The sequence below is a fragment of the Kitasatospora sp. NPDC056731 genome (genome assembly GCF_040687675.1).
GTDB lineage: Bacteria > Actinomycetota > Actinomycetes > Streptomycetales > Streptomycetaceae > Kitasatospora.
Map to the genome: position 1 here is coordinate 17,739 of NZ_JBFBNR010000027.1, position 20,797 is coordinate 38,535.

A 20,797-nucleotide genomic window follows, 5' to 3' on the forward strand; every position below is an offset into this window, starting at 1 on the left:
TTCTCAGAGAGAAAGAAATGGTGGCCGGATAGTCGCACTGGCACACTGGGGACCCATGTCTGAAGGTGCCCCGCCCGAGCCCGCCCCCGCCGAGGATCTGCGTACGACCGAGGTCGATCTCGGCGGACTGGTGAACGTCCTCGCCACCCACCTCTACTCCACCCCGCTGGTCGCTCTGCGCGAACTCGTCCAGAACGCCCACGACTCGCACACCCGCCGACTCCTGGAGGACCCGGACGGCGACCACCGCCCGCTGATCCGGGTGCGCGGCGACGCCGCCCGGCGGACCGTCTCCATCGAGGACACCGGCGCCGGCCTCACCGAGCCGGAGATCCACTCCTACCTCGCCACCGTCGGCACCGGCTACACCCGGATGCTGCGCGACCTCACCGGCAACCAGGAGCTGATCGGCGCCTTCGGCCTCGGCTTCCTCTCCGCCTTCTCGGTGGCCGACGAGGTCGCCGTCACCACCACCTCGCACCGCGAACCGCACCTCGGCCACCGCTACCGCAGCCGGGGCGGCGAGCAGTACCAGGTCGACCCGGTGGCCGCCCGGCCCCGCCCCGGTACGGTCGTCGAGCTGACCCTCAAGGCCGAACACGCCCACCTCGCCGACGAGGACGCGCTGCGCGACGTGCTCGGCCGGTACTGTGTGCTGCTGCCGATCCCGGTCTACGTCGGCGACGACGAGCAGCCCGTCAACAACGTCGAGGTGCCCTGGCGCCACAGCGTGCCGGGTGACCAGCACGCCGCCCGGATGCGCTTCGCCACCGCCTTCGGCCGCCGCTTCGAGCCGCTCACCGCCTTCCCCGTCCACCCGGCCGAGAGCGGCACCGGGGGCGGCACCGAGAGCGGCACCGGGGGAGGGGCCGAGGGCGGCACCGACACGATCGGCCTGCTCTGGGTCCAGGACGGTGGCACCTACGGCAGCAGCGACAACCGCGACCTCGCCGTCTACCTGCGCGGCATGCTGCTCGCCGAGGACGCCCGCGACCTGCTGCCCAGCTGGGCCGGGTTCATCGGCGGCGTGGTCGAGTCCAGCCGGCTCACCCCCACCGCCAGCCGCGAGGACCTCCAGCGCGACGACCACTACCGCGCACTCCAGCGCGCCCTCACCGACGCCATCGTCGACGGCCTGTACGAGACCGCCCGGCTGCGGCCCGCCGCCTGGCGCCGCATCCTCACCCGGCACGGCCAGGACCTGCTCGGCGCCGCGCTCTGCGACGAGCGGCTGTTCACCCTGCTCGCCGACGACGTCCCCGTCCCCACCTCCCAGGGCGACCTCACCGCCGGCGCGCTGCGGGCCGCGGGCGGGGGCGCGGTGCACGTCGCGCTCGGCAGCGGTGGCGGCTTCGAGGAGATGCTGTACCGGGCGATGCGGGTGCCGATCGCCCGCGGCGACCGCTACGCCGTCCTGCCCTTCCTGCGCCGCTACGCCCAACTGCGCGGCTGCCGCCTGGTCGAGCTGGGCAGCGAGCACGGCGACCGCGAGCTGTTCCGCGACCCGGAGCGGCCGCTGCCGGCCGGTGAGGCGGCCTGGCTGGCCGGCGCCCTCGCCGACGAGGGCGAGCAGCTCGTCCCGGCCCGGTTCGACCCGCCCGGCCTGCCGCTGGTCCTGGTGCCGGACCGCGAGGCCGAGCTGAAGGCCCGGATCGAGGACGACCAGGCCGACGCCCGGATCCCGTCCGCGGCGCTGCGGCTGGCCCGGGCGTTCACCGCCCGCACCGACGGCGAGGTCAGGGCCCGCCTCTACCTCAACCTGTCCTGCCCGGCCGTGCTGGACCTGCTCGCCGCCTACCGCGCCGGGCACACCGGCAGCGCCACGGCGGCCGGGCTGCTCCGCTCGCTCAAGGTGATCATGGCCGCCGCCTCGGCGGGCTCGACCGGCGCGTCCGGCGGCGACCTCACCGCCGCGCTGTCCGGCGTCGGCACCGCGGTCTCGGCGCTGACCGCCGCCGTCCCGGCCGGCCTGCCGGGCGTCCCGGACACCCTCGACGCCCTCCCGGACGAGGCGTGACGGACGGATTGTCAGTGGTCCGCGGTAGACATCACATCAGCACCACGCAGGGGGACACCACATGAGTACCGACATCTGGGCCTGGGTCCACGACGCCCACCGCCAGCTGGCCGAGGCCGGCCACCGGCGGCTGGCCGACGCCATCTACGAGCTGCCCGGCCACGCCAACGAGGGCCGCAACGACCAGGTGGACGCCGTCTACCCGGAGGCGCTGGCCGCCTCCCGGGCACTCGGCCTGCCCTGGGTCGAGGTCTACCTGCGGCACTGGCGGATGCAGAACCTGCTGAACAAGCGCCACCAGGGCGAGCAGGCCCTGCCCGAGGCGGTCGACCTGCTGGAGTTCGCCCACCGCGAGGAGACGGCGGGCTGCCCGCAGTCCGTCTGCGTGGTGCAGGACTTCGCGATCTGCCACGCCCGGGTCGACGGCCCCGGCTACGTGCCGGAGCGGCTGGCGGTGCTCGGCGAGACGCTGGAGCGGATCGAGCCCGGCCGCGCCTGCTTCGACTGCCTCTCCCGCGAGTACTCCGACGCGCTGGAGGACGACGGCCGCCACACCGAGGCGCTCGCCCACCTGGACACCGCCGCCACCCGGATCCAGGCGGCCGGCGAGCGACTCTCGCTGCACTTCCACCACGCCCGGGCCGGCACCCTGCACCGGCTCGGCCGGCACCAGGAGGTGCTCGCGCTGCTCGACACCGCCGAGCAGGCCGAGCGCTCCCGCGGCCACGAGATCGACGAGAGCGACCGGCTCTGGGGCGGCCTGCTGCGGGCCCGTGCGCTGGCCTCGCTCGGCCGGACGGAGGAGGCGCTGGCGCTGCTGCCCGACCGGGAGGCCGCCGAGCGCCACGCCGACCTGCGGGACGGCTGGACGCACACGGTCGAGCTGCTGGTCGCGGCCGGCGCCTGGGAGAACGACGCCGAACTGGGCGCCGCCGTGGCCGGCTGGGTCGGCTACCTGGACGGCACCGGCTCGCACCGCCCGTGCGTGGACCTGCTGCTGGCGGCGGGTCGGCTCGCCCTCGCCCGCGGCGCGCGGACGGTGGCGCTGACCCTCGCCACGACGGGGGAGCGCAAGCTCGCCCAGCTGCGCCGCACCGACGGCGTGGCCGCGGAGGTCGCCGCGCTGCGGGCGGCCGCCGAGGCGCTGCCGGAGCCCGAGCTGCCCGTCCCGCCCGGCGAGCTGGCGGCGCACCTGGCCGAGGTCGGAGTGCCCTACGAGACCGGCGCCGACCTGCTCTCCGTCGCCCTGGACCGGTACCGGGGTGAGCAGGCCGGCGCCACCGAACTGGCCGTCAACCTGGCCGCGGTGCTCGGCGGCCTCGGCCACGCCCGGGCCGCCGCCGACCTGCTCTGGCACTGGCTCGACACCGCCCCGGCCGACGAGGTGCTGATCGGCATGCTCGGCTCCGCCCTGATCGACGCGGGGGACGGCGAGGGCGTCCGCCGCCTCGCCGACCGGCTGGCCGACGACAGCCCGGAGGACGGGCACTGGATACGCGCCCGCTGGGCCGCCGCCGAGGGCCGCTGGGCCGAGGTGCTGGAGCAGTGCGAGGCGATCCTCGCCCTGGACGCCGGCCGGATCAACACCCGACGGCTGGCCGCCGGCGCCGCCACCGAGCTGGGCGACCACGCCACCGCGCAGCGGCTGTACCAGGAGCTCCTGGAGCACGCGCTGCCCGCCGAGGCCGCCCCGGAGGAGGAGCGCCACCGCACCGTCCAGGAGCCCGACCTCTGGCACCTGATCACGGCGGCCACCGCCAACCGGGACTGGGCCGCGGTCCGTTCCGCGGGCGCGCTGCTCGGCATCGAGTTCGACGAGCCCGAGGGGCCGGTGGACGAGGAGTGGCAGCTGGTCACCGTCCGGGCCACCCGCACCAACGGCGCCACCGCCGACCTGCCCGCCGTCCGCACCGGTCCGGCCACCGCCCGGATCCTGCCGGTGCTCGGCGAAGACCTGACGCTCAACCACGGCGACGTGGTGGTCTTCGCCCCGGCGCTGCTGGAGCCGCCGCCGGCCGAGGACGCCCCCGAGGAGGAGCGGCGCGGCTGGCACCCGGTGTTCGAGCTGCTCACCCTGCTCGACCCGGCGGGGTACACCACGTACTGGATCGACGGCGGCTGGCCCGGCGACGAGCCGTGGGCGGCGCTGCGCGAGAGCCTCCAGCAGGCCGGCTTCGCGGTCTGGGCGTACAGCGGGGAGCAGTACCGCATCACCGACCCGGCCGACGAGGACGGCACGCTGCCCGGCGTCTACGCCGCCCTCGGGGTGCCGCCGACGGCCTCCGCCGCCGAGGCCGACGCGCTGCTGCACCGGCTCACCGGCGACTGGCCGCACCCGCTCGCCTGGCTCGACCTGGCCAAGGCGGCGGGCGCGGACGCCGCCCGGCACGAGGAGATCGTCGAGCGCTACGGCCTCTGACCCGGTGCGGCTCCGGCCCGGTCCGGATCTGACCTGGCCACGCTCCGGCCCGGTCCGGGCACGCGCGCCACGGGGGCGGGGCGCGCGTGCCCGGAGCGGGAACCATCCCGGGATCTGTCGAGTCTTGGTAAATGCTTTACCATTTCATTGCCAAGACTCGACCCCCAGGAGTGTCCGCCCGTGACCAGCCTCGCCCTCGGCCCGTCCTGGCTCGATCCGACCAACCTGATCTCCACCTTCAACCTGTTCGGTGTCCTGGCCATCGTCTTCGCCGAGTCCGGCCTGCTGATCGGCTTCTTCCTGCCGGGGGACTCGCTGCTGTTCACCACCGGCCTGCTGGTGGCCGACGGCACCTACCTGCACCAGCCGCTCTGGCTGGTCTGCGCGCTGATCGTGGCCGCCGCGGTGGCGGGGGACCAGGTCGGCTACCTGTTCGGCCGCAAGGTCGGGCCGAGCCTGTTCCGCCGCGCCGACTCCCGGCTCTTCAAGCAGGAGAACGTGGAGAAGGCCGCCGCCTTCTTCGACCGGCACGGGCCCAAGGCGATCGTGCTGGCCCGCTTCGTGCCGATCGTGCGCACCTTCACCCCGATCGTCGCCGGGGTGAGCAGGATGAACTACCGCACCTTCGTGGTCTACAACCTCGTCGGCGGCGTGCTGTGGGGCGCCGGCGTCACCGTGCTCGGCTACTTCCTGGGCCAGATCCCGTTCGTCCGGGAGAACATCGAGGCGATCCTGGTCGGCATCGTGCTGGTCTCGGTGGTCCCGGTGGCGGTCGAACTGCTGCGGGCCCGCCGTTCCGGCGCGGCGTCCGCCGACCGCCACCGCGCCGGGTAGGAGTCCGCGGCCCCCGCGGGGGTACGCCGCGTACATGTGCGTCCGGCAGTTCGATCAGGCAAGGTGTAACCCGAGATCGAACGGTGGCCGACGGCCGCCAGGGGTGGCAAGGAGCGGAAGTGCCTAAGCGGGGCCGACCGGGCGCAGGCAAGCGGGCGAGGGGAGGCCGGGCGGTCCGTCAGACCCGGCGGACGCCGCCGGTACGGCCGGTGGACCCCGCCGAGGCGCCGCCCACCGAGGGCCTGCTGGGCCATCCGGCCCCGACCGTCGAGCCCGCCACCGTCGTCCCCTTCGTCCCGCCGATCACGGAGACCAGGGGCCTGCTGTCCCCGGAGCCGGAACGGGAACCGCCCGCCGAGTCCGGGGCGCCCCCCGGGTCCGGGCCGCACCCTGCGCTCGGGCCGCACCCCGCGCCCGGACAGGCACCCGGCCCGGAGGACGCGCGCCCCGCCCGCCGCCGATCGGTCGCCGAGGACACCCTCACCCCCGAGGAGTGGCGGGCCGCCGGCTACACCCCGCCGATGGGCATCCCGGTCGTCCCGGAGCTGACCGCCGGCGCCCCCGGCGAGGCGCCCTGGCCGGACCGGATGCGCACCCTGCTGCGCATGCCGATGTCCGAGCGTCCCGCCTTCGAGCGGACCGCCCGCGAGCTGCACCCCTCCGCGGGCGCGACCCGCAACGTCCCCCGCATCCTCGACCTGACGCTGCGCATCGGCGAGCTGCTGCTCGCCAGCGGCGAGGCCGCCGAGGACGTCGAGGCGGCGATGCTCGGCATCGCGCACGCCTACCGGCTGGACCGCTGCGAGCCGCAGGTGACCTTCACCCTGATCGGCATCTCGCACCAGCCCTCGCTGGTCGAGCCGCCGATCACCGCCGACCGGGTGGTGCGCCGCCGCACCTCCGACTACACCCGGCTGAACGCGGTCTACGAGCTGGTCGCGGACATCACCGCGGAGAAGGTCACGGTCAACGACGCCTACCGCCGGCTCGCCCTGATCCGCCGCAACCGGCACCCGTACCCGGGCTGGATGCTCGCGCTGACCACCGGTCTGCTGGCCGGCGCGGCCACCTTCCTGGTCGGCGGGCGGATCGACGACAAGGCCTGGCTGGTCTTCGCCAGCGCCTTCGTCGCGGCCGTCCTCGGCGACCGGCTGGCCTCCACGCTGGCCCGGCGCCGGCTGCCGGAGTTCTACCAGTTCGTGGCGGCCGCGATGCCGGCCGCCGCCTCCGGGATCATCCTGTCCTTCAACGACTGGGGCCTGCGCGGTTCGGTGGTGATCACCGGTGGCCTGTTCGCGCTGCTGCCCGGCCGGGCGCTGGTCGCCGCCGTCCAGGACGGCCTGACCGGCTTCTACATCACCGCCGCGGCCCGCCTGCTGGAGGTGATCTACCTGGTCGCGGGCATCGTGATCGGCGTGATGCTGATCCTCTACCTGGGGGTCGGCTTCGAGGCGAAGCTGCGGCCGGACGAGAGCCTGGCGGGCGTCACCTACCCGCCGGTCCAGATGATCGCCGCGATGCTGCTGACCCTGGCCTTCGCCACGCTGCTGCAGACCGACCGCCGCTCGCTCGCGCTGGTCACCCTGAACAGCGGCATCGGCTGGGCCAGCTACGGTGTGCTGGCGTACAACGCGGGCATCTCCCCGATCGTGGCGACGGGGGTGGCGGCCGGCCTGGTCGGCCTGTTCGGCCAGCTGATGGCGCGCTACCGCAACGGCTCCGCGCTGCCGTACGTGACCGCCGCGATCGGCCCGCTGATGCCCGGTTCGGCGCTCTACCTGGGGATGCTCTCCTTCGCCCAGGGCCACGCCAGTGCGGGCCTGGTGTCCGTCTCCCGGGCGGCGGCGATCGCGATGGCACTGGCGATCGGGGTGAACCTGGGCGGTGAGATCGCCCGGATGTTCATGAAGCTGCCGGTCGGCGGCGAGCGCCCGTCGCTGTACCCGGTCGTGCCGCGCCGGGCGGCCAAACGCACCCGCGGGTTCTGACCGCACGTTGGACCGGTGTTGGGCTCCGGGCCATGTCACGGCAGGCCGCACGCAGGACCAGGAACGAAGGTAAGACGCATGACCACACTGCTGGACGGCTACCGCGAGCACATCGTCGCCGCGCACAAGCAGCCGTTGTTCCTGCTGCTGGTCGGCTTCATCACCTCCTTCGTGTTCATCCGGTTCAGCGTCCGGATGATCCGCGCCGAGGTGCGGTGGTGGTTCGGCAACGTCACCCCCGGCGGCCTGCACATCCATCACATGGTGTTCGGCCTGGGCTTCCTGCTGGTCGGCGGCGTCGGGGTGTTCGCCACGTACGGCGGGCACCCGTGGATCGACTGGTTCGGGCTGGTCTTCGGCATCGGCTGCGGTCTGGTGCTGGACGAGTTCGCGCTGATCCTGCACCTGGACGACGTGTACTGGAGCGAGCAGGGCCGCAAGTCGGTGGACGCGGTGATCTTCGGGATCCTGTTCACCGCCCTGCTGCTGGTCGGGTACGTGCCGCTCGGCGTGGTGCCCAGCCAGGAGACCAGGTGGGGCCTGATCACGGTGATCTCGGTGAACGCCCTGGCCTCGGTGATCACCCTGATCAAGGGCAAGATGTGGACCGGCCTGCTCGGCATCATGGTCCCCGGCCTGTCCTGGATCGGGGCGATCCGGCTGGCCCGCCCGAGCAGCCCGTGGGCCCGCTGGCGGTACGCCACGCGCCCGCGCCGCCGGGCGCGTGCGCTCCGGCGCGAGCGCCTGCTGCACCGGCGTGCGGACCGGGCCCGCACCTGGCTTTTCGACCTGATCGCCGGCGCCCCCGACAAGGTGCCCGCGAACCATCCCGCCGCCCACCGGGTGGCCGAGCGGATGTCCGCCCGGGCCACCGCCCACCTCGACGCGCACGCCGCCCGGGCCCTGGCCCGGCGTCAGGCGCGGCTGGCGGACCGCCGCTCGGCGGCCGCCGCCGGGGCCGCCCCGGCGGCGGTGGGCGGGGCGTACGGCGCGGGCGACAGCGGTGGGGGCCCGTCTCTCGGGGCGCAGCAGCGCCGTCGCGCGATCCGGGCGGGGCGCAACCGGACGTACGCGGTTCGTCCGACCGGGGTGGAGCACCGGTCCGGGCGACACCCCCACCTGCGGCCGCACACCCGCCGGATCCACCGGTAGTTCGCATACCCTGTGCGCCCGGCTGAAGGTGACTCGCGGTCAGATCATCTGATGGTCACCCGCCCGGCGGAGTGCGTCCGAGGTGTGAAAAGCGCCGGAGTTGAGAACATGATCGACGAGTGACCGTTCTGTCATGTGATGGGATGATTCGTCGGACCTGCTCCGCCCGGCCGCCCCGCCCGAGCGCCGCGGACCGTCCGCCGCCGTCCCCTCCCTACCCGTGAGAAGGGGATGTCTCGTGGCGCGCAGGCTCCTGCCGACCCTCCTGTTGTCCCTCACCGCCCTGCTCGGGCTGCTCCCCGCAGCCCAGGCCGCCCCAGCGGACCCCGAACCGGCCGCCGGCCCCGCCCGGACGGAGGACCCGTACCCGACCACCGGGGAGATCGACCGGGCCCGCGCCGAGGCCGACCGCACCGCCGCCTCCGTCACCGCCATCGAAGCCGGCCTCGCCGCCGCCCGGACCGAACTCGACCAGGCCGGCCGCAGCGCCGAACAGGCCGTCGAGGCCTACAACGGCGCCCAGCTCGCCCTCGTCCGGGCCCGCGCCGACGAGACCACCGCCGCCCGGCGCGCCACCGCCGCCGAGGCCGACCGCACCGCGGCCGCCGAGGACGCCGCCCAGCTCGCCGCCGAAACGTACCGCCAGGGTGCGGGCGCCGCCCTCTCCGCCCTCAACGCCCTGCTCGGCGCCCACGGCCCGCGCGAAGCCGGCGACCGCGCCGCCGTGATCGGCGTCGCCAGCGAGCGCACCCGGCAGATCCTCGACGCCGCCACCTCCACCGCCGCCGCCGCGACCCGCGCCTCCGCCGCCGCCCGCGCCGCCACCGAGACCGCCGAGAAGGCCGCCACCGAAGTCGGCGCCGCCAAGGCCAGGGCCGAGGCCCGGCTCGCGGCCCAGCAGGAGGCGGTCGTCGCCGCCGACCGCCGCCGCGAACAACTGCTCACCGACCTCGCCGCCGCCCGGCACACCACCGTCGACCTGGAACGCCGGCGCAGCGAGGCCCTGGAGGCGATCGCCGCCCGCGAGGCCGAGGCCGCCGCCCGCGCCGCCGCCGAGAAGGCCGCCGCCGAAGCGGCCGCCGCGGCCGAGGCCGCCGCCAAGACCACCCCGGCCGTACCCCCCGCCGCCGACCGCCTGTGGTCCGCCGAGGGCGCCGCCGCCGCCATCGCCTTCGCCCGCTCCAAGATCGGCCTGCCCTACATCTGGGGCGGCGAGGGCCCGGCCGGCTACGACTGCTCCGGGCTCACCATGATGGCCTGGCGCGAGGGCGGCAAACAGCTCAACCACTTCGCCGCCGACCAGTACGCCGAGAGCACCCCGGTCAGCTACCGCCAGCTGCGCCCCGGCGACCTCGTGTTCTGGACGGACACCGGCCGGGCCGTCGACATCCACCACGTCGGCCTCTACATCGGCGACGACCAGATGATCGAGGCCCCCCGCGTCGGCATGCCGGTCAAACAGGCCAGCCTCTGGATCATGGGCACCCCCGACTTCTACGCCCGCCCGTAGCGCCCCGGCTCGCGCCGGGGCTGTCGGCGGCGGGCGCTAGCGTGGCCGCGTCGATCACTCGGGAGGAGACGCGATGAGGCTGCGGGACGTCGAGGCGGGGGACGTCGGGGCGTACGTCCGGATGCGGTGCGACGCGGTGATGATGGCCGAGCTTGGTGGGCCACTGCCGGAGGAGCGGGTGCGGGAGCGGCTGCGCAAGGACGTCGTGGAGGCCGCCGAGGACCGTTCGTGGATCAAGGTGATCGTCCCGGACGGCGCCGGGCCGGAGGTGGTGGCCGGCTCCGTCACGCTCTGGTCGCACGAGGAGGACGGCGCCGCCGTGGCCGAGATCGGCTGGATGGTGCTGCCCGAGTTCCAGGGGCGTGGCCTCGCCAAGGCGGCCGTCCGGGAACTGCTGGACGCGGCCGCCCGGGACGGCCGGTGGGGCCCGGTGCACGCCTTCCCGGCGACGGCCAACGGCCCGTCCAACGGGATCTGCCGGGCGCTCGGCTTCCGGCTGCTCGGCGAGCTGGACGTCGACTTCGCCAACCGCGTCCTGCACTGCAACCACTGGGTGGTGGTGCCGGGGGAGCACCGCGCATCGGGCACGGAATAAATGGGATGCCGCCCGAAAGCGACGCCCGTACGGTGGCCCGATGGGCAACACAACCGATGACGGGGCCGTCGACATCGTGAACGGCCTCCAGACCCGCGCGATCGCCGAGAGCGAGGTGGCCGCGTGGGACAGGGCGCTCGCTCTGGGCTTCCTGCGCTCGCACGCGGAGAACACGGCCGACTTCCGCCGCCTGCAGTGGGAGCCGGGCCGGATGCTGGCCGGCTTCGACGGCGACCGCTGCATCGCCACCTTCCGCAGCTTCGACGTCGAGCTGACCGTCCCGGGCGGGGCCACCGTCCGGGCCGACGCCGTCACCGCCGTGGCGGTCAGCGCCACCCACCGCCGCCGCGGCCTGCTCGGCACGTTGATGCGCCGCGATCTCGCGGCCGCCGCCGAGCGGGGTTCGGCGGTCGCCATCCTGATCGCCGCCGAGTACAACATCTACGGCCGCTACGGCTTCGGCCCGGCCACCCGCGGCCACGGCTGGAACATCGACCTGCACCGCACCCGCGGCCTGCGCGACGGCCTGCCCACCGTGCCCGGCGGGCGGATCGACTTCGTGACCATGGAGCAGGCCCGCGAGCTGGGCCCCGACCTGCACGAGCGCTGGCGGCGCACCCAGCCGGGCGCGATCGCCCGCGACGAGCTGTGGTGGAAGCGGAACACCGGCGAACTCCAGTTGCCGGGCCACGAGTTCAAGGAGCCGTTCGTGGCCGTCCACCGGGACACCGACGGCACGGTCACCGGCCTGGTGGCCTACCGGGTCGACGACGCCTGGGACGGCAGCTACCCGAACTGCACCCTGACCGTGGCCGACTTCCTCGCCCTCGACCGGGCGACCGCCGCCGAGCTGTGGCGCTTCGTCCTCTCCGTCGACTGGGTGCGCAAGGTCGTCGCGGAGAACATCGGCCCGGACGACCCGCTGCCGCTGCTGCTCCAGGAGCCGCGCGCCGCCACCCCGTACGTGGACAACGCCGACTTCACCTGGCTGCGGGTGCTGGACGTGGCGGCCGCGTTCGACGCCCGGACGTACGGCGCGCCCGGCCGGGTGGTCCTGGAGGTCGAGGACCGGCTCGGCTACGCCTCCGGCCGCTGGGCGATCGAGGTCGCCGCGGACGGCACCGGCCGCTGCACCCGGACCACGGACGACGCCGACCTCGCCCTGGACGCCTCCGAGCTGGCTTCGCTCTACCTGGGCGGCGAGACGGCGCCCCGGCTGCTCGCGGCCGGCCTGCTCACCGAACTGCGCCCCGGCGCGGCGGTCGCCGCCGACCTGCTGCTGCGCACGCCGCTGCAACCCTGGAACCCGGACGGCTTCTGAGCGGCGCCGTCACGCCGAGGGCCGGACCGCACCACTGCGGTCCGGCCCCCGACGCGTCCGAGCTGCCCTCGGGCGGGCTACTTGACGGCGGTTTTCCCGATGGTCGGCAGGATGAAGTCCTGGATGAGGCCCTTGGCATCGCGGACGATCGGGCGGAATACCCGATAACGCGAGAGGTTGATCACCCGGGCCGCCATGGGGGTGGACCGGCGGACGAATTCCCGCGTCCGCTCGGTGTCCTCGGTCCGGTCGAAAACCCAGTAGAGCACCACGACCATCAGGTGCAGCCAGAGCACGTCGGGCAGCAACTCTCCCAGCTCGGCATCCAGCTTGGGCGCCAGCTCCGAGCCCTGCAACACGTCGCGGAACAGCTCCACGGCGGTTGCCCGGGCCGGGTGGGACTCGTTGGAGAACGGGCTCAGCGAGCTGGTCGGGTCGGCAGCGGTGCGGAAGAACTGGGCGGCGAACTCGTGGTACGGCGCGGCCGTGTCGAGCCAGGAGGTCAGCGCGATTTCCAGGCGCTCGGCAAAGTTCCGCGTATTGGCCATGCGATTCCTGGCCTCCGCCGCATGGTCGTACGTCATTCGGTCATAGAATCCCTGAATTAGGAATTCCTTCGCCGAAAAATAGTAGTAAGCATTGCCGACCGAGACGCCCGCCTCGGTGGCGATCGCGCGCATGGTGGTCTTCTCGTAGCCGCGCTCCTGGAAGAGCCGCATCGCGGTCTCCAGGATCAGCGCCCGGGTCTGCTCGCTCTTGTCGGTCTTCGGCTGCGCCCGACCGCCGGGCATGGGCCCGCTGTCGGTGCCGGGCCCGCTGTCGGTACCGGGTGCGGCCGCGGGGTTGGTCGCAGTGTCGGCTGCAGGGTCGGTCGGGGTGTCGGCCGGGGTCGCGGCCGCACCGCTCGTGTCGTCCGTTCGGTTCGTCGCTGCCAGGTCGTCCACGGGCACGAGCCTAACCGGAGACGAAGCTCCAACCCGTGTCGGTGGACGCGGCACCGGGCGTCCCCTCCGTGCTCGGTGCCACATCCACCACCCCCGCCATTTCGAACGCGTTCAAAATGATGTGAGCACTGTAGAGGTTTCGCTTGAACATGTTCAACTCCAATCTGTGGGAGGCTCGTCACATGATCAGTCCCGTGCAGACCACCATCCGGCGCGGCGGAGCGCAGGACGCCGCGGCCGTCGCCGACCTGCACGCCCACAGCTGGAGCACCGCCTACCGCGGGATCGTCCCCGCGGACGCACTCGGCGACGGACTGCCCGTCCAGCGGCGCGAGCTGTGGGAGCTGCGGCTGACCGTCGACTACGGCGATCCGGCCGCCGAGCCGGAACTGCTGATCGCCGACCAGGCCGGGGAGACGGTCGGGTTCATCTACCTCGTCCCGCAGCCGGATGGCCGGGTACTGGTCGACAACCTGCACGTCCGCCCCGGCCGGACCGGCGGCGGCATCGGCCGCGCACTGTTCGCCGCGGCCCGCGCCCACGTCGCCGAGCGGCACCCCGGGGCCGAGCTGTACCTGGAGGTGCTGCGCGACAACATCCGCGCGATCGCCTTCTACGAGCGCGAGGGCGGTGTGCGTACGCGGGTGCAGGAGGGCGTGTTCCCGGGCGGGTACGTGCTACCCGAGTGCGTGTACAGCTGGCCCGCCGAGAGCCTCGCGGCGCAGGCGGTGCCAGCGCAGGCGACGCAGGCTCAGCCGACGTCGTAGACCGTCACCGGCACCCCACGGTGCCAACGCCGGAACGCGGCCTCGGGCTCGGGCCAGCGTCTGGACAGCGCGAGCACGAAGCCCTTGCCCCAGCCGCCGAGGTCGTTGCAGACGTGCGCGATCACCTTCACGCCCTTGCCCTGCGGCGCGGTGGCATCGCCTCGGACATAGGTGATTTCCGCCATGCCTCGAACGCGAGGGTCTGCCTTCGGACTCCCGCCTGCGTGGCGGCGCTGGGGCATGCACCTCGCCGCGTTGTCGTCAGTCGCCAATGCTCCGCAGTGGCTCCCTTCTCCGCCTTGCGATGCACGCACCCCAGCGCCGCCACGCCCGCCCTCCGGGCGGACGACGGGAGTCCGAAGGCAGACCCTAGACCGAGGTACTGACAACCTGCGCAGCATTTTCCGCCGGGGTGCGCCGCGACTGCCCCAGGTGCCGCCGCCCGGCCAGGGCGATCAGCAGGGCGAGCGCGGCGGCGCAGGCCGGCAGGGCGTAGCCGGTGCCGGGGGCGGCGTGCTCGGCGACCGCGCCGGCGAGCGCCGCGCCGCCCGAGATGCCGACCACGATGCCGGACACCGCGACCGCCATCCCCTCGTTGAACTGCCGTCCCGGCAGCAGTTCCTGGACCAGCGTCATACCGGTCACCATGGTCGGCGCGGTGGCCGTGCCGGCCGCGAACAGCGCGACCCCGAGCAGGCCGAGCCCGGCCCCGCCCAGTCCGGCGGCGAGCGGCAGCAGCAGCCCCCCGGCCATCGCCGCGGCCCCGGACAGGAAGCGCACTCCGGGTGACCGACGCGGCGTCAGCAGCCCGAAGACCAGCCCGGCCAGGCAGGATCCGCCCGCGACCAGGGCCAGCAGCGCGCCCGCCGCCGCCTTGTGTCCGAGCGCGTCGGCGTACGCCACGGTGGTGATCTCGGTCGAGCCGAAGACGACGCCGGTGGCGAGGAAGGCGAGCAGCAGCACCCGCAGCCCGGGCACTCGCAGCGGCGAGCCGTGGCGGTCGCTCTCCGCGCGGGCGGGCAACGGTGGTTCGGTGCGCCGCTGGGCCGCGAACAGCAGGGCGCCGGTGGTGCCGAGCGCCCCGGCGGCGAGCAGCCCGGCCTCCGGGGCGACCGCCGTGCAGAGCGTCATCGCGAGGACGGGCCCGGCCATGAAGCAGAGCTCGTCCAGGGCCTGTTCGAGGGAGTTGGCCAGGTGCCGGGCGGCCGGGTCGGCCCGGTACAGGTGTGCCCAGCGGGCCCGGGCCATGCCGCCGAGGTTGGGCGCGGCCGCGCAGGCCGCCCAGCAGGCGTAGAGCGTCCAGTCGGGTGCGCCGAGCCGGAGGCAGAGCAGCAGGGCGGCGAGCGGGGCGGCGTTGTAGAGCGCGGCCGGTACGGTCACCCGCGCCTGCCCGTACCGGTCCACCAGCCGCCCGAGCAGCGGCATTCCGATCGCGCCGGTGATCAGCCCGACGGCCGAGACGGTGCCGGCCAGCGCGTACGAGCCGCGCCGTTCGGCGAGCAGCACGACGAGCGAGACGCCGTTCATCGACAGCGCGAGCCGGCCGAGCAGCCCGGCGAGGGTGAAGGCGGCGGCGCCGGGGACCGCGAACAGCCGCCGGTAGGAGGTGAGGAGGGCGCGCGAGGGCATAGGGCTCCTGGGGGAGGTCGAGGGGGATGGCCCTAGCCTCCCGTCGGTGCCCGGCGGCGGTCCAACACCTGTTCCGCCACATTCACAGCAGGTTGTTGTTAATCTGCCGCCCATGCCCCGTGACCTGCACCCCCGTCTGCTCCGCGGCTTCGTCGCGGCCGCCGAGAGCCTGCACTTCGGCCGGGCCGCCGGGCGGCTGCACGTCGCCCAGCAGGCGCTCAGCCGGGACATCCGGACCTTGGAAGGGCTGCTCGGCGACGCGCTGTTCACCCGCACCACCCGCAGCGTCGAACTCACCCCGGCCGGGCTGCGGTTGCTGCCCCGGGCACGCCGGCTCCTCGCCCTGCACGACGAGATCCTGGCGGGCGCCGCGGCCCGGCCGCTGCTGGTGGACCTCAACAGCGACGTCACCGGCCCGGACCTCACCGCCGACCGGGTGCTCGAACGCGCCCGCGCCGCCTGGCCGGAGGGCGAACTGCTGGCCCGCTTCCACGGCGGCCTCGCCGCGGCCGCCGCCGAACTGCTGGCCCACCGGCTGGACGTGTCCTTCGGCCGGTTCGCCGGACTGCCCGCCCCGCTGCGCGGCCAACTCACCCAGCGGCCGGTCCGGTTGGATCAGATCTCGGTGATGATGGCGGACACCCACCCGCTGGCCGGCCGTCCGGTGCTGCGCGTCGCCGAGCTGACCGGGCACCCCGTCGACGTCTGCGCCGGCAACCCGGCCACCACCGAGTGGGCCGACCTCGGCGTCCGCCTGCTGCGCGAGCACGGCCTGACGCCGGCCGCGCCGTACGTGCCGCCGGTGGGTTTGGACGAGACGGCCCGTTACCTGGCCCGGCACGGCGATCCGATGCTGACCACCGTCGGCGGGCCGAGGATTCCGGGGGCGGTGACCGTGCCGCTGGTGGAGCCGGTGCCGCTGAGCCTGGTCAGCCTCGTGCACCGGCCCGGTGAGCGCCACCCGGGGCTGGCCGCACTGGGCGCTGCGGCCGCCGGGCTCGGTGCGGCCGAGGGCTGGCTGCGGCGGCCGGCGGGCAGCTGGCTGCCGGCGGCGGACGCGGCGCTGCTCGGGTGACCGGGCCAAGTGCCGCGGCCGGGTGACGGGGGCCGCCGATCCCGATGGACGCTTTGATCACCTGGGCCGAGTGCCGGGACAGGGTGACGGGGCCGCCGGGACGCGACACCGCCCCTGCCGTCGGGGGTCGGCAGGGGCGGCGGGTGGGCGGACCGGGCCGCGCGGCGGGTCCGGTGGCCCGGGTGGCAGCCGTGGACGGCCGGGTCAGGCCGCCTTGACGGCGGAGATGTCGAAGCTGAGCTTGACCTTCTCGCTGATCAGCACGCCGCCGGTCTCCAGGGCCGCGTTGTAGGTCAGGCCGAACTCGGTGCGGTCGAGGACGGTGCTGCCCTCGAAGCCGACCCGCTCGGCGCCGTAGGCGTCGGTGGCGCTGCCGGTGTACTCCAGGTCCAGGACCACCGGGCGGGTGGTGTCCTTGATGGTCAGCTCGCCGCTCATCCGGTACGTGTCGCCGCGCAGCCGTTCGGCCGAGGTGCTGCGGAAGCGGATCTCCGGGTAGGTGTCGGCGGCGAAGAAGTCGCCGGTGCGCAGGTGCTCGTCGCGCTGGGCCTGGTTGGTGTCGATGCTGGCGACCTTGATCACCAGGTCGGCGGAGGAGTTGCCCGGGGTGCTGCCGTCCAGGTGCAGCTTGCCGTCGTACTCGGTGAAGCGGCCCTTGACGTTCGTCACCATGGCGTGGCGCACCGAGAAGGCGACCTCGCTGTGCGTGGTGTCGATGGTCCAGTCGCCGGTCAGGTGGGCGAGGTCCGGGCCGGTCGGGGTCTCGGCGACGGCGACGGCGGTGGGGGTGGCGGTCTTGGTGCGGTTGAACAGGCCCATGGCTCCTCCTCGGGTCCGAAGCCATTTGTTTAGGCTTCAACTTGTTGGCTTCAGCGTAGGCCGCTTTCGTTCAAATTTCAACCACAGCCGTCGGCGTTTCGCGAAAGACTTGGCGGAGCGGCACTGTCGGACCGCCCGGTTAGGCTGCGAAGGACGGTTCCGCCGACCGGAAGGCCTCCCGCATGTTCGTCCTGCACGCGCTCTGGCGGGCGGGCGGACGGCTGGCCCTGTGGGCCGAGGACGCCCGCGCCCACCCGGGCACCGTGGAGCCCCGCCCCGACCGGGCGGCCCCGCGCGCCCACCCCTACGCCTGCCCGGCCGGCGAACTCGCCGCCGTTCTCGGCGGCATCGGGCCCGGCCTCGGCTGGCTCGTCGGCCAGGCCCCCGAGCGCTGGGCCACCCTGCTGCTGCCCACCACCGGCGCCCTGCCCGCGCCCTCGCCCGACCTGCCGGTCACCCCGGTCCGGGGCGCGGCCGTCCTGGCGCCCTGGCGCGTCCCCGCGCTGCTCTTCGACACCGGGGCGGCCGCCCAACTGCTCGGCGAGGTCTTCGACCCGCACTGGGCCGTCACCAGCACCGATCTGCCCGGCACCGGGCGCGTCGAGGTCGTCCAGGGCCCCTCGCTGCGCTGGCTGACCGGCGTGCACGACCTCGCCTGGCGAACGGTCGGCCGGGGCCGGGTGCTGCCGCTGCCCGTCCTGGCGGACGGCCGCCCGCAGGCCCGCTGGCGGCCCGACCCCACCCCGGCGGGCCGCCGGGAGGCCGCCGCACTGGCGGACGGCTGCCCGCCCGTCCTGCTGGGGGAGTGGCCGACCGGCGGCGCCGGCACCGGCGAGGCCCTGCTGGGCGCCGCGCTGGGCGCACTGGTGGACGCCGAGGCCCGGGCCGCCCTGGCCGGCACGCCCCCGCTGGGCCCGAGCGACACCCGGACCGGCGGTGCCCGAACCGGTGGCGCTCCAGCCGACGCCACGACGGCCGCCGCGGTGGGAACCGCCGCGGTGGGGACCGCCGCCGAACGCTGGCTGCACGCCCTGACCACCCCGGACGGCGGCCTCACGGACGTCCGGTCCGAGGGCTTCGCCGAACTGCGCCGCCGGCTCGCCGCCTGGTACGCCGCCGCCGAGCCCACCGCGCCCGCGCTCCGGCTCTGCTTCCGCCTGCTGGAGCCGCTCGGGCCCGACCCGGACGACCCCGAGGGCCGGCCCTCCGACGACGCCTGGCAGCTGGAGTTCCTGCTCCAGGCCGTCGACGAGCCCTCCCTGCTGGTCCGCGCCGCCGACCTGCACGAAGGCGGCGCCGCCCACGCCGCGCTGGCCCGCAAGGCGCCGGACCCGGCCGACGTCCTGGTCACCGAGCTCGCCCGCGCCGCCCACCGCTGGCCGGCCCTGGACGGCCTGCGGCACCGCTCCCGCCCGGCCGCCCTGCCGCTCGACCGGGCCGGCGCGCTGGACTTCCTGCGCACCGCCGCGCCCGCCCTCGCCGAGGGCGGCTTCGGCGTGCTGCTGCCCGCCTGGTGGCGCCGTCGGCCCAGGCTCGGGCTCGCCCTGCGGGCCACCACCCCGCCCGCGCCGGGCACGCTCGCCGTCGCCTCCCAGGTGGACCGGGACGCCGTGGTCGCCTTCCGCTGGCAGGCCGCGCTCGGCCCGGAGGGGGCGCCGCTCACCGAGCAGGAACTGGCCGAACTCGCCGCCGCCAAGCAGGGGTTGGTCCGGGTCCGCGGCACCTGGCTGGAGGCCGACCCGGAGCAGATCGCCGCCGCGCTCGCCTTCCTCGCCGACCGGCGCGACGGCGTGCTGGCCACCGCCGACCTGCTGCGGCTGGCCCTCGACCCGGAGGCGACCGTCGCCGGGCTGCCCGTCACCGCCGTCCGCGCGGACGGCCCGCTCGGCGACCTGCTGGCCGGGCGCGCCGCCCCGGCCCCCGCCCCCGCGCTGCCGCCCGACTTCCGGGCCACCCTGCGCCCCTACCAGGAGCGCGGCCTGGCCTGGCTGCGGGCGATGGCCGGGCTCGGCCTCGGGGCCGTGCTGGCCGACGACATGGGCCTCGGCAAGACCGTCCAGACGCTCGCCCTGCTGGCCACCGAGCAGGCCGAGGGCGCGGCCGGCCCCACCCTGCTGGTCTGCCCGATGTCCCTGGTCGGCAACTGGCAGCGCGAGGCCGAGCGCTTCGCCCCCGCGCTGCGGCGCCACGTCCACCACGGCTCCGGCCGCCTCGGCGCCGACCAACTCACCGACGCCGTACGGGGCGTGGACCTCGTCATCACCACCTACGGGCTGGTCCAGCGCGACCTCGCCGCGCTGCGGGCGATCCGCTGGCGCCGGGTGGTCGCCGACGAGGCGCAGTACGTCAAGAACGCCGGTACCGCCCAGTCCCGGGCCGTCCGCGCGCTGCCCGTCACCCGCCACCGGATCGCCCTGACCGGCACCCCGGTGGAGAACCGGCTCGCCGAACTGCACGCCGTCCTGGACTTCGCCAACCCCGGGCTGCTCGGCCCGGCCGAGCGTTTCAAGGAGCGCTACGCGATCCCGGTCGAACTGCACCGCAGCCCCGAGCGCACCGCCGAACTCCAGGGCCGTACCGCCCCGTTCGTGCTGCGCCGGCTCAAGTCCGACCCGGCGGTGGCCGCCGAGCTGCCGGCCAAGCAGGAGATGACCGTCTGGTGCAGCCTCACCGCCGAGCAGGCGGGCCTCTACCAGGCCGTGGTGGCCGACCTGCTGCAGCGGGTCGAGGGGATCCGGGGCGTGGAGCGGCGCGGCACCGTGCTGGCCGCGATCGGCAAGCTCAAGCAGGTGTGCAACCACCCGGCCCAACTGCTGCACGACGGATCGGCGTTGGGCGAGCGCTCGGGCAAGGTGGCCCGGCTGGCGGAGCTGCTGGAGGAGGCGCTGGCCGAGGGCGACCGGACGCTGGTCTTCACCCAGTACGCCGAGTTCGGCACGATGCTCCGCCCGTACCTGGCCCGCCGGCTCGGCGAGGAGGTGCTCTACCTGCACGGCGGCGTCCCCCGGGCCCGCCGTGAGGAGATGGTCGAGCGCTTCCAGTCCCCGGACGGGCCAAGGGTGTTCCTGCTCTCGCTGCGGGCCGGCGGCACCGGCCTCAACCTGACCGCCGCCAACCAGGTGATCCACCTGGACCGCTGGTGGAACCCGGCGGTCGAGGAGCAGGCCACGGACCGCGCATTCCGGATCGGCCAGCGCCGGGACGTCCAGGTCCGCCGACTGGTCTGCGTCGGCACCGTCGAGGAGCGGATCGACGAACTCCTCGCCGCCAAACGCTCGTTGGCCGCAGCGGTGGTGGGGGAGGGGGAGCGCTGGCTCACCGACCTGCCGGTCGAGGCGCTGCGTGAACTGGTCGCGCTCACCCGTGAGGACGCCGTCGCCGAGGAGGACGCATGACACCCGGCCGCCCCGCCCCCGTCCCGCCGGGAAACGCCCCGGCCGGGGACGCCCAACCCGTGAACGCCCAACCCGGTAACGCCCAACCCGTGAACGCCCCCGCCGCGAACGCCCCCGCCGTGAACGTCGCCGCCTACTGGGGCGGCGGCTTCACCCTGCGCCCGGCCCCGCCCGGGCCCGAGGAGGAGCCCGACGAGCCCTCGCTGCGCCGCCTCGGCCGCTCCGGCGTCACCGTGCGCGGCCGCGACCTCGCCACCCTGCTCGCCCCCGCGTACGAGGCGTTCCGCGGCTGACGAGGCCTCGGCCCGCCGCCGCCCGTGCGGTAGCGTCGG

General features: G+C 74.9%; 15 protein-coding genes and 1 pseudogene. 12 read left to right on the forward strand and 4 right to left on the reverse strand.

The window, feature by feature from the left end; all coding sequences use genetic code 11:
- Positions 1-55: 55 nt before the first annotated feature.
- From AB0R04_RS25620 to AB0R04_RS25655, 8 genes are all read left to right on the forward strand, one after another.
- The gene (locus AB0R04_RS25620; protein ID WP_363375068.1) at positions 56-2,017 is read left to right on the forward strand and encodes an ATP-binding protein; all 1,962 of its coding nucleotides are present in this window, start codon (positions 56-58) and stop codon (positions 2,015-2,017) included.
- 61 nt (positions 2,018-2,078) lie between these two features.
- Positions 2,079-4,436: a hypothetical protein gene (locus AB0R04_RS25625; protein ID WP_363375071.1), complete on the forward strand. Its 2,358-nt coding sequence runs from the start codon at positions 2,079-2,081 to the stop codon at positions 4,434-4,436.
- Positions 4,437-4,616: 180 nt separating this feature from the next.
- Positions 4,617-5,270 (forward strand): VTT domain-containing protein, encoded by a 654-nt coding sequence (locus tag AB0R04_RS25630; RefSeq protein ID WP_363375073.1) that lies wholly within the window; start codon positions 4,617-4,619, stop codon positions 5,268-5,270.
- A gap of 209 nt (positions 5,271-5,479) precedes the next feature.
- Positions 5,480-7,258, forward strand: a complete 1,779-nt coding sequence (locus AB0R04_RS25635) for a threonine/serine exporter family protein (RefSeq protein ID WP_363375076.1) — start codon at positions 5,480-5,482, stop codon at positions 7,256-7,258.
- A gap of 78 nt (positions 7,259-7,336) precedes the next feature.
- Positions 7,337-8,410, forward strand: coding sequence for a hypothetical protein (locus AB0R04_RS25640; RefSeq protein ID WP_063348769.1), 1,074 nt, complete (start codon positions 7,337-7,339; stop codon positions 8,408-8,410).
- A 238-nt stretch (positions 8,411-8,648) separates the two neighbouring features.
- Entirely contained in the window at positions 8,649-9,920 is a 1,272-nt protein-coding gene (locus tag AB0R04_RS25645) for a C40 family peptidase (protein WP_363375079.1), read from the forward strand.
- Positions 9,921-9,993: 73 nt separating this feature from the next.
- Positions 9,994-10,515 carry a GNAT family N-acetyltransferase gene (locus tag AB0R04_RS25650; protein ID WP_363375082.1) on the forward strand — a complete coding sequence of 174 codons (522 nt, stop codon included), beginning with the start codon at positions 9,994-9,996 and terminating at the stop codon, positions 10,513-10,515.
- 40 nt (positions 10,516-10,555) lie between these two features.
- Positions 10,556-11,836 (forward strand): GNAT family N-acetyltransferase, encoded by a 1,281-nt coding sequence (locus AB0R04_RS25655; RefSeq protein WP_363375085.1) that lies wholly within the window; start codon positions 10,556-10,558, stop codon positions 11,834-11,836.
- 77 nt (positions 11,837-11,913) lie between these two features.
- Here the strand turns inward: AB0R04_RS25655 and AB0R04_RS25660 are convergent, their stop codons facing one another.
- A complete protein-coding gene (locus AB0R04_RS25660; RefSeq protein ID WP_363375087.1) occupies positions 11,914-12,780 on the reverse strand; it encodes a TetR family transcriptional regulator in 867 nt (288 codons plus the stop codon).
- A gap of 194 nt (positions 12,781-12,974) precedes the next feature.
- Between AB0R04_RS25660 and AB0R04_RS25665 the strand changes: the two genes are divergently transcribed.
- Positions 12,975-13,547, forward strand: coding sequence for an N-acetyltransferase (locus AB0R04_RS25665; protein ID WP_363375089.1), 573 nt, complete (start codon positions 12,975-12,977; stop codon positions 13,545-13,547).
- A 17-nt stretch (positions 13,548-13,564) separates the two neighbouring features.
- Here AB0R04_RS25665 and AB0R04_RS25670 read toward each other — a convergent pair.
- Positions 13,565-13,732: pseudogene (locus AB0R04_RS25670) on the reverse strand (Appr-1-p processing protein); the annotation flags it as partial.
- A 184-nt stretch (positions 13,733-13,916) separates the two neighbouring features.
- Positions 13,917-15,176, reverse strand: a complete 1,260-nt coding sequence (locus AB0R04_RS25675; protein WP_363375092.1) for an MFS transporter — start codon at positions 15,174-15,176, stop codon at positions 13,917-13,919.
- A 112-nt stretch (positions 15,177-15,288) separates the two neighbouring features.
- On the opposite strand from AB0R04_RS25675, the gene AB0R04_RS25680 reads away from it, so the two are divergent.
- Positions 15,289-16,251, forward strand: coding sequence for a LysR family transcriptional regulator (locus AB0R04_RS25680; RefSeq protein WP_063348775.1), 963 nt, complete (start codon positions 15,289-15,291; stop codon positions 16,249-16,251).
- 204 nt (positions 16,252-16,455) lie between these two features.
- On the opposite strand, the gene AB0R04_RS25685 is transcribed toward AB0R04_RS25680, so the two are convergent.
- Entirely contained in the window at positions 16,456-17,070 is a 615-nt protein-coding gene (locus AB0R04_RS25685; protein ID WP_063348776.1) for a YceI family protein, read from the reverse strand.
- A 182-nt stretch (positions 17,071-17,252) separates the two neighbouring features.
- Here AB0R04_RS25685 and AB0R04_RS25690 point away from each other — a divergent pair, with 182 nt between their 5' ends.
- Complete coding sequence (locus AB0R04_RS25690) at positions 17,253-20,465, forward strand: SNF2-related protein (RefSeq protein ID WP_363375095.1); 3,213 nt, start codon at positions 17,253-17,255, stop codon at positions 20,463-20,465.
- Entirely contained in the window at positions 20,462-20,758 is a 297-nt protein-coding gene (locus AB0R04_RS25695) for a hypothetical protein (RefSeq protein WP_363375098.1), read from the forward strand. Before AB0R04_RS25690 ends, AB0R04_RS25695 begins: the two co-directional genes overlap by 4 nt.
- Positions 20,759-20,797: the final 39 nt, after the last annotated feature.

Bases quoted from the DNA above. Each gene is read 5' to 3' on its own strand.
- AB0R04_RS25620 (WP_363375068.1), top strand. From the start codon at position 56: ATGTCTGAAGGTGCCCCGCCCGAGCCCGCCCCCGCCGAGGATCTGCGT.
- AB0R04_RS25625 (WP_363375071.1), top strand. From the start codon at position 2,079: ATGAGTACCGACATCTGGGCCTGGGTCCACGACGCCCACCGCCAGCTG.
- AB0R04_RS25640 (WP_063348769.1), top strand. From the start codon at position 7,337: ATGACCACACTGCTGGACGGCTACCGCGAGCACATCGTCGCCGCGCAC.
- AB0R04_RS25650 (WP_363375082.1), top strand. From the start codon at position 9,994: ATGAGGCTGCGGGACGTCGAGGCGGGGGACGTCGGGGCGTACGTCCGG.
- AB0R04_RS25655 (WP_363375085.1), top strand. From the start codon at position 10,556: ATGGGCAACACAACCGATGACGGGGCCGTCGACATCGTGAACGGCCTC.
- AB0R04_RS25675 (WP_363375092.1), bottom strand. From the start codon at position 15,176: ATGCCCTCGCGCGCCCTCCTCACCTCCTACCGGCGGCTGTTCGCGGTC.
- AB0R04_RS25680 (WP_063348775.1), top strand. From the start codon at position 15,289: ATGCCCCGTGACCTGCACCCCCGTCTGCTCCGCGGCTTCGTCGCGGCC.
- AB0R04_RS25685 (WP_063348776.1), bottom strand. From the start codon at position 17,070: ATGGGCCTGTTCAACCGCACCAAGACCGCCACCCCCACCGCCGTCGCC.
- AB0R04_RS25690 (WP_363375095.1), top strand. From the start codon at position 17,253: ATGTTCGTCCTGCACGCGCTCTGGCGGGCGGGCGGACGGCTGGCCCTG.
- AB0R04_RS25695 (WP_363375098.1), top strand. From the start codon at position 20,462: ATGACACCCGGCCGCCCCGCCCCCGTCCCGCCGGGAAACGCCCCGGCC.